An 8,440-nucleotide genomic window follows, 5' to 3' on the forward strand; every position below is an offset into this window, starting at 1 on the left:
CATGACCGAACTCATCAGCCCTGAGCTCGTCCTGCTGGACGTCTCGCTCGGCGGCTCTTCGGCCGACGTGATCCGCAAGCTCGCCGAGACGGTGGTCAACGCCGGCCGCGCGACAGCGGCCGAAAGCCTGTTCGCCGACGCGTACGCCCGCGAGCAGAAGACCGCGACCGGTGTGCCCGGGGGCATCGCGATCCCCCATTGCCGCTCGGAGGCGGTGACGGTCCCCACCCTCGCGATGGCCCGTCTCTCCCAGCCCGTCGACTTCGGCGCCAAGGACGGCCCCGCCGATCTCGCGTTCTTCATCGCGGCCCCGTCGGGTGCCGATCAGGAGCACCTCAAGCTCCTCGCGAAGCTCGCCCGGAGCCTCATCAAGAAGGACTTCACCGCGTCCCTCCGGGCCGCGTCGTCCCCCGAAGAGGTCGTGCGGCTCGTCAACGAGGCGCTCGGCCTCGGCGTCGAGGCCCCGGCCGAGGCTCCCGCTGCCCCGGCACACGCGAGGCGCAAGCTCGTCGTCGCCGTGACCGCGTGCCCGACTGGCATCGCGCACACCTACATGGCCGCCGACTCGCTCATCGCGGCCGGCAAGGAGAGCGGCATCGACGTCGTCGTCGAGACCCAGGGCTCGGCGGGCGCGACGCCCGTCCCCCAGACGGTCATCGACACCGCCGACGCGGTCGTGTTCGCGGTCGAGGTCGACGTGCGCGGCAAGGATCGCTTCGCCGGCAAGCCGTACGTGCAGTCGCCCGTCAAGCGCGCGATCGACGAGCCGCTCGTGATGCTCCACGAGGCGCTCGCCGTCGCCGGCGACCCCAACGGCCGCCGCCTCGTCGCCGCAGGCGGACCCGCCGTCGCCGAGCCCGAGGGCCGCGAATCCGTGGGCGGCAAGCTCAAGCGCGTCCTCCTGACCGGCGTCAGCTACATGATCCCGTTTGTCGCGGCCGGTGGTCTGCTCATCGCGCTCGGCTTCCTCCTCGGCGGCTACGACATCACGAAGTACGCCGACAAGATCGTCGTCGGCAACAACATCTTCAATCTCCCGACGGAGTTCGGCCCACAGGCGTGGGGCCCGCTCGGCGCCTACCTCGGTGCGGTGCTGTTCAAGATCGGTGCCCTCTCGATCGGCTTCCTCGTCCCGGCCCTCGCGGGCTACATCGGCTACGCAATCGCCGACCGGCCGGGCATCGCTCCCGGCTTCACGGCGGGCGCGGTCGCGGGCTTCATGGGCGCCGGGTTCCTCGGCGGCATCGTCGGCGGCCTCCTCGCGGGCTACACCGCGCACTGGCTCGGTTCGCTGTCCGCACCGAGGTGGCTCCGGGGTCTCATGCCCGTCGCGATCATCCCGCTCATCGCATCGATCATCGCGTCCGGCCTCATGTTCGTGGTCCTCGGCGGCCCCATCGCGTTCGTCACGAAGGCCCTCAACGACTGGCTCTCGGGCATGTCCGGCGCAGCCGCCGTCGTCCTCGGCATCATCCTCGGCCTCATGATGTGCTTCGACCTCGGCGGCCCGGTCAACAAGGTCGCGTACTCGTTCGCCGTCGCCGGACTCGGCGCCGCGAGCGCGTCCAACCAGGCGCCGTACCACATCATGGCCGCCGTCATGGCTGCCGGCATGGTCCCGCCGCTCGCCATGGCCCTCGCGACCGTCCTCGACAAGAAGACGTTCAACGCGGCCGAGCACGAGAACGGCAAGGCAGCATGGCTCCTCGGCGCGTCGTTCATCTCGGAAGGCGCGATTCCGTTCGCGGCCGCCGACCCGTTCCGCATCATCCCCGCCTCGATGGTCGGCGGCGCCGTCACGGGCGCGCTCAGCATGGCGTTCAACGCGGGCTCCAAGGCCCCGCACGGCGGCGTGTTCGTCTTCTTCGCGATCGACAACTTCATCATGTGGGTTGTTTCGATTGCGGTGGGCGTTGCCGTCACGGCTCTGGTTACGATCGGCCTCAAGCGCTACGTTGGGCGGAAGGCCCCGGAGGCCGTCGAAGCTCAGCCTGTCGCCGCATAGACGCGGAGAAAGTTCGAGGTCGAAGATGCAGCAGTTTCACGGTGTCGGTGTGACGCCTGGACGAGTGGTGGGGCCGGTTCGGCAGATGCCGGCCCCCGTCCGGGAACCGCACGCGAATGTGGCGATCCCAGCGGGTGTGACGGTCGAGTCGGAGACCGAACGCATCAAGGTCGCGTCCAAGGCGGTCCAGTCCGAGCTCAAGGCCCGCGCGGCCGCGGCGACCGGGGACGCGCGGGGCGTCCTCGAGGCCACGGCGCTCATGGCCGCTGACCCCATGCTCGTCAAGGGCGCCGTGAAACTGCTCCATCCTGAGGCCGACGGCGGCCCCCGCACCGCGGAGCGCGCGGTGTGGGAGTCCGGGGCGTCCGTCGCCGAGAAATTGCGTGGCCTCGGCGGCTACATGGCCGAGCGCGCCACGGACGTCCTCGACGTGCGGGGGCGGATCGTCGCGGAACTGCGCGGCCTTCCCGCCCCGGGGGTCCCCTCGTCCGACGTCCCGTTCGTCCTGACCGCTGAGGACCTCGCCCCCGCGGACACAGCAACTCTGGACCCATCGAAGGTCCTCGCGCTCGTCACTTCCGGTGGCGGCCCGCAGTCGCACACCGCGATCCTGGCCCGGGCGCTCGGCCTGCCTGCCGTGGTGGCGGCCGACGGCGTTGACGAGATCCCGGACGGCACCGAGGTCTTCGTCGACGGCGCGGCCGGAAAGATCCTCACCGATCCTGCACAGGCTGAACGAGATGCCGCAGCAGCGTGGGCCGCCCAAGCGACCGCCCTCGCGAGCTTCGCCGGGGACAACCGTCTCGCCGACGGCCACCCCGTGCCGCTCCTCGCCAATGTGGCAACGGGCGCCGACGCGGCGAAGGCCTCCGCCGCTGGCGCCGAGGGCGTCGGACTGCTCCGCACCGAATTCGCGTTCCTAGACCGTGACACCGAACCCGCCCACGACGAGCAAGTCGCCGCCTACGGCGCTGTGTTCGAGCACTTCGCAGGCAAGAAGGTCGTCATCCGCACCCTGGACGCCGGCGCGGACAAGCCTCTCCCGTTCCTGACCGACACCCAGGAGCCCAATCCGGCTCTCGGCGTGCGCGGGTACCGAACAGATGCTGCCTCCCCCGGCGTGCTTGCTCGCCAGCTCGCTGCGATCGCCCAGGCCGCCAAGGAGCATGAGGCCGACGTCTGGGTCATGGCCCCCATGGTGTCGACCCCCGACGAGGCCGCCGCCTTCACGGACATGGCGCACGCCGCGGGGCTCCCCGTCGCCGGGGTGATGGTCGAGGTCCCCTCCGCGGCCCTCACGGCCGCCCACATCCTGGCTCACGCGGACTTCGCCTCCCTCGGCACCAACGACCTCACCCAATACACGATGGCCGCCGACCGTATGCTCGGCCCCCTCGCGACCCTCAACGACCCCTGGCAGCCGGCCGTCCTGCACTTGGTCAAGGCGACGTGCGACGGCGCGACCACCGCCCGCGCCGCGACCGGCGCACCCAAGTCTGTGGGTGTGTGCGGCGAGGCAGCCGCCGACCCAGGCCTCGCCGTCGTCCTCGCCGGCCTCGGCGTCACGACACTCTCGATGACGCCCCGAGCACTGCCCGCCGTCGCCCATGTCCTGGCCACGGTCACAATGGCCCAGGCCCAGGAGCTCGCACGCCAGGCCCTCGACGCTCCGAGCGCCGAAGCGGCGCGTCAGGCTGTACGGGCCGCGCTGCCTATCCTCGACGAGCTCGGCCTCTGAACTGCCCCCGTCACGAACAGAACAGACAGAAACAGAAGGAGAGAAGCCTCCATGGCTGAACGTACCGCAACCATCGGCTCCCGCGTCGGGCTCCACGCCCGCCCCGCCGCGATCTTCGCCGAGGCCGCCGGCGAATACGACTTCGAAGTCACCATCGCCAAGGAAGGCGAGCCCGCCGACGAGGCCATGGACGCCTCGAGCATCCTCTCCCTCATGAGCCTCGGCGCCGAATACGGCCAGAAAGTCATCCTCCGCGCCGACCACCCCAACGCCGAAACCGCCCTCGACCACCTCGTCACCATCCTCGAAACCGACCACGACGCCGAATAGCACCCCGCGCGCACGGCAAGGAGGACGACGACGGCGAGCAGCGCCGTCGTCGTCCTCGGTTTTTTGCGCTCGCCGTGCCAACGTCCTCGGTTTCTTGCGCTCGCCGTGCCAACGTCCCCAAGATTGGCGACCCCAGCGCGGAGTGTCGCGCGTACCGCCGGCGTTTCGTGCCGTCGGCTGCTCTGAAACCGGGGAGGTTGGAAGGTGGGGAAGCCGGAAACTGGGGAGGCCGGCGTCAGCCCTCGACGGCGATGCCGAGGTGCGCGGCCATGACCTCGGCGAGCTCGGCCGCCTGGTAGCTGGTCACGATCGCCCCGCGCAGGCCCTCGATGCCGCCGATGCGGCCGATCCGTGCGCCGCGAAGGTCCACATCCGCGAGTTCAGCGGCGGTCACGTCGAGGGAATCGACCACGCAGCCGTCGAATGCGACGCGCGTCGCGCCCGCGCGGCCGAGGTCGAGCTCCTCGATGACGCAGTCCTCGAAGAGCACGTCCGCGAGCTTCGCGCCGCGCAGGTTCACGAAGCCGAGCTTGCAGCCGCGCACGACGACGCCGTTCCACGTCCCGTCGTACAGCTCGGCCGAGCCGATCCGCGAGCCCTCGAGCTCGACGTCCCGGAACCGGGAGCGCGGCGCCGAGAGAACAGGCGCGCTGAGCCGTTCCATCCTCGTCTCGACGAACGAGGCACCCGTGAGGTCGGCCTCGTGCACCGAGACGTCCCGGAGCGCGCACTCGACGAAGGCGACCCCCGCGAGCCCGCGCTCGGCGAGGTCGGCGCCGTCGAACGCGAGGCCCTCGACCCGTGCGCCGGCCTCGACGTCGCCCGCGAAGCCTGGGTCGAGGCGGTCGAGGCGGAGTTCGGTCAGGCGCGGTCGGGGGCTGGATCTGCGGGCGTTCACCCACCGATCCTAGTCGCGCCCCGCTTAGGCTGTGGCCATGAGAATCGCTGTGCTCGACGACTACCAAGGCGTGGCCGCCTCGTATGCGGACTGGGCTTCACTCGGCTCGGAGGTCACCTTCTTCTCGCAGCACCTGGGCCAGGACGACGACGGCGTGGTCGCCGCCTTGGAGGGCTACGACGTCGTCGTCGCGATGCGCGAGCGGACCCCGCTCACGGCCGAACGCCTCGCTCGCCTCCCCGAGCTCAAGCTCATCGTGTCGACGGGCCGGCGCAACGCGTCGATCGACCTCAAGGCGACCGCCGCGCGCGGCATCACCGTGTGCCACACGGGCTACGTGCCCGCGCCCGCCGCCGAGCACACGTGGGCACTCATCCATGCGGCCACGCGGCGCCTCGATGTCGAGCTTGGGGCGATTCCTTCGGGCGGGTGGCAGACGACCGTCGGGCGCGGGCTCGAGGGCGCGCGGCTCGGGGTGCTCGGGCTCGGGAACCTGGGATCGCGCGTGGCGAAGGTCGGGCTCGCGTTCGGGATGGACGTCGTCGCGTGGAGCGAGAACCTCACAGATGAGCGGGCGGCCGAGGTCGGCGTGCGGCGGGTGCCCCGGGATGAGCTGTTCGCTTCGGCTGACATCCTCACGATCCACCTCGTGCTCTCCAAGCGCACGCGCGGCCTCGTCGGCGCGGCCGAGCTCGCCCTCATGAAGCCGGACGCGATCCTCGTCAACACGTCGCGGGGACCGATCGTGGACGAGGCCGCGCTCGTCTCCGCGCTGCGCGGTGGACGGCTCGGGCTCGCGGCCCTCGACGTGTTCGACGTCGAGCCGCTCCCCGCCGACCATCCCCTGCGGACCGCGCCGCGCGTCGTGCTGACACCGCACATCGGCTACGTGACCCGCGAGCAGTACGAGGTGTTCTACCGCGACGCGGTCGAGGACATCGCGGCGTTCGCTTCCGGATCCCCCGTGCGGGCCATGGAGCTCCCGCCCAAGGGGTGACGCCCGCCGTCGACCGTTCAGGGGTCAGCTGGCGCGGGTGCGGCGCCGTCCAAGGGTCAGATTCCGGGGGTGCTCACGACCGCGCACCCACCGAAGGTGACCCCCGAACCGCCGCGCACCCACCGAAGGTGACCCCCGAACCGCCGCGCACCCACCGAAGGTGACCCCCGAACCGCCGCGCACCCACCGAAGGTGACCCCCGAACCGCCGCGCACCCACCGAAGGTGACCCCCGAACGATAGTCAGCGCTTCGGGCGGCGGCGCGGCCCCTGCTTGAGGCGAGCCGGCGCGACGCGGCTCAGGAGGACGATCGCCTTGTACCGGCGCGACGGGATCGAGACGGGCTTCCCCCGGAGGTTGTCGAGGAGCCCTTCGCGCACGACGCGCGGGGCGCGCAGCCACATGAACGGCGGGATGAAGGCCTTCGACATGCCCATCCGTTCGTGGAACTCGGTGTGCACGAAGCCCGGGCAGAGGGCGGTCACCAGAACGCCGCTCGGCTTGTAGTGCAGATTGGCCCACTGGCTGAACGAGAGGATCCACGCCTTCGCGGCCGAATACGAGCCGCGCGGCACGAACGCCGCGACGGACGCGACGTTGATGATTCGCCCCTCGCGGCGCGCCGTCATGGCTCGCAGCGCCGCGTGGCACAGGCTGAGCGTCGACTCGACGTGGAGATGGAGGTGCCGGATCTCGTCCTCGAGCGGGTTCTCATCGAAATCGTGCAGAAGGCCGATCCCGGCATTGTTGACGAGGACCCCCACCGGCCGCGCGGGGTCGGCGACGCGGTCGACGACGGCGGCGAGCTGGGCGGGATCGGTCAGATCGGCGGGCAGCACCTCGACGGTGACGCCGGTGCGGGAGCGTAGCTCGGCCGCGAAACCCTCGAGCCGCTCCCGGTTGCGCGCAACGAGCACGAGCGCGTGCCCCTGGGCCGCAAGCTGACGCGCGAACTCGGCACCGAGGCCGGAGCTCGCGCCCGTGATGAGCGCCGTCGTCATACGGCCCAGCCTAGCCGCGCGGCGCTCGCCTTGGCGGGCTTTGTCGGACCGGCACAAATCTCCCCGCGTGGTAGGGCGGCTTCCCGCCGAGGATCTGTAGGAACCCACCAAATCCGACGTGGCGGTATTGACAGCTCCATGAGCGCCGAAAAAGTACGTCAAGAGGAATACTTGATTGCATGGACCGCATTGCTATCACCGGATTCGGGGCCGTCAGCCCCGTCGGGACCGATGCGCCGTCGACCTGGGAGGCTCTCCGCGAGGGCCGGTCCGGCGTATCCCTCCTCGAGGCCGACTGGGCCTCGGACCTGCCGACCCGGATCGCCGCGACCGTGCCCGAGACCTTCGCCGAATCGCTCGCGATCCGCGAGATCAAGCGGCTTGACCGCTGCGAGCAGTTCACGCTTGTCGCCGGCCGCGAGGCCTGGGCCATGGCTGGCACGCCGGAAATCGCGGGCGAGCGTCTCGCCGTCGTCGTCGGCACCGGGATCGGCGGGATCACGACGACGATCGCGCAGGAGCACGTCCTCGAGGACTCGGGGCCGCGCCGCGTCTCGCCGCACACGGTCACAATGCTCATGGGGAACGGCCCCGCCGCGTGGCTCTCGATCGACCTCGGGGCACGGGCCGGGGCACGGACGCCCACGAGCGCGTGCGCATCCGGCGCGGAAGCCATCGCGATGGGCCGCGAGATGATCCTTGCGGGCTCCGCTGACATCGTCGTCGCCGGCGGAAGCGAGGCGGCGATCACGGGCCTCACGCTGGCGGCCTTCGGCCAGATCCGGGCCCTGTCCAAGCGAAACGACGACCCCGAGGCGGCATCGCGGCCGTTCGACGCCGACCGCGACGGCTTCGTGCTCGGCGAGGGCGCGGCGCTGCTCGTGCTCGAGCGGGAATCGCACGCCCGCGCGCGCGGCGTCGAGATCCTCGCGTACCTCGACGGCTCGGCGGTCACGTCGGACGCCTTCGACATCGTGGGAGCTGATCCGTCCAACCAGGCCCGCACGATGAACCTCGCCCTGCGGGCCGCGGACCTCGCCCCCGGAGACATCGACTTCGTCCACGCTCACGCGACGTCGACCCCCACGGGGGACATCAACGAGTCCGACGCCCTCGCCGAGACCGGAATCCACGCCCCCGTGACCTCGACCAAGTCGATGACCGGCCACCTACTCGGCGCGTCGGGGTCCCTCAGTGCGATCGCCTCCGTGATGGCGCTCCGCGAGGGCGTCGTTCCGCCGACGATCAATGTCGCGAACATCGACTCCGCTGTGAAGGTCGACGTCGTCGCGAACGTCAAGCGCGAGGTCGCGGCCCGGGCCGCGATCGTGAACTCGTTCGGCTTCGGCGGGCACAACGCGGCGCTGGTTCTGAGCAAGGCGTAGCGCTCCACCACGATCGACTGCTCCGTAACTGTCGTTTTGAGCCCTCAGAACGACAGTTACGGAGCAGTCGATTTGTGTGTGGGCCC

The 8,440-nt window shown here is 70.7% G+C and carries 7 protein-coding genes; 5 read left to right on the forward strand and 2 right to left on the reverse strand.

Annotation, left to right across the window (positions count from 1 at the left end; all coding sequences use genetic code 11):
• Position 1 precedes the first annotated feature (1 nt).
• Genes RBS12_RS03270 through RBS12_RS03280 form a run of 3 tightly spaced genes read left to right on the forward strand, consistent with a single transcriptional unit; the run spans position 2 to position 4,073 of the window.
• A complete protein-coding gene (locus tag RBS12_RS03270) occupies positions 2–2,005 on the forward strand; it encodes a fructose-specific PTS transporter subunit EIIC (protein ID WP_307964632.1) in 2,004 nt (667 codons plus the stop codon).
• A gap of 25 nt (positions 2,006–2,030) precedes the next feature.
• On the forward strand, positions 2,031–3,743 hold the full coding sequence (locus tag RBS12_RS03275) for a putative PEP-binding protein (RefSeq protein WP_307964633.1): 1,713 nt from the start codon (positions 2,031–2,033) through the stop codon (positions 3,741–3,743).
• Between the two features lie 51 nt (positions 3,744–3,794).
• A complete protein-coding gene (locus RBS12_RS03280; protein ID WP_307964634.1) occupies positions 3,795–4,073 on the forward strand; it encodes an HPr family phosphocarrier protein in 279 nt (92 codons plus the stop codon).
• A gap of 235 nt (positions 4,074–4,308) precedes the next feature.
• Here RBS12_RS03280 and RBS12_RS03285 read toward each other — a convergent pair whose 3' ends face one another.
• On the reverse strand, positions 4,309–4,971 hold the full coding sequence (locus tag RBS12_RS03285; protein WP_307964635.1) for a pentapeptide repeat-containing protein: 663 nt from the start codon (positions 4,969–4,971) through the stop codon (positions 4,309–4,311).
• 37 nt (positions 4,972–5,008) lie between these two features.
• Between RBS12_RS03285 and RBS12_RS03290 the strand changes: the two genes are divergently transcribed.
• Entirely contained in the window at positions 5,009–5,968 is a 960-nt protein-coding gene (locus tag RBS12_RS03290; protein ID WP_307964636.1) for a D-2-hydroxyacid dehydrogenase family protein, read from the forward strand.
• A 242-nt stretch (positions 5,969–6,210) separates the two neighbouring features.
• On the opposite strand, the gene RBS12_RS03295 is transcribed toward RBS12_RS03290, so the two are convergent.
• Entirely contained in the window at positions 6,211–6,969 is a 759-nt protein-coding gene (locus RBS12_RS03295; protein WP_307964637.1) for an SDR family oxidoreductase, read from the reverse strand.
• Between the two features lie 179 nt (positions 6,970–7,148).
• On the opposite strand from RBS12_RS03295, the gene RBS12_RS03300 reads away from it, so the two are divergent.
• Entirely contained in the window at positions 7,149–8,354 is a 1,206-nt protein-coding gene (locus RBS12_RS03300) for a beta-ketoacyl-[acyl-carrier-protein] synthase family protein (protein WP_307964638.1), read from the forward strand.
• The last annotated feature ends 86 nt before the right edge of the window (positions 8,355–8,440 follow it).

The sequence above is a fragment of the Sinomonas sp. ASV322 genome (assembly GCF_030908245.1).
Taxonomy (GTDB): Bacteria; Actinomycetota; Actinomycetes; order Actinomycetales; family Micrococcaceae; genus Sinomonas.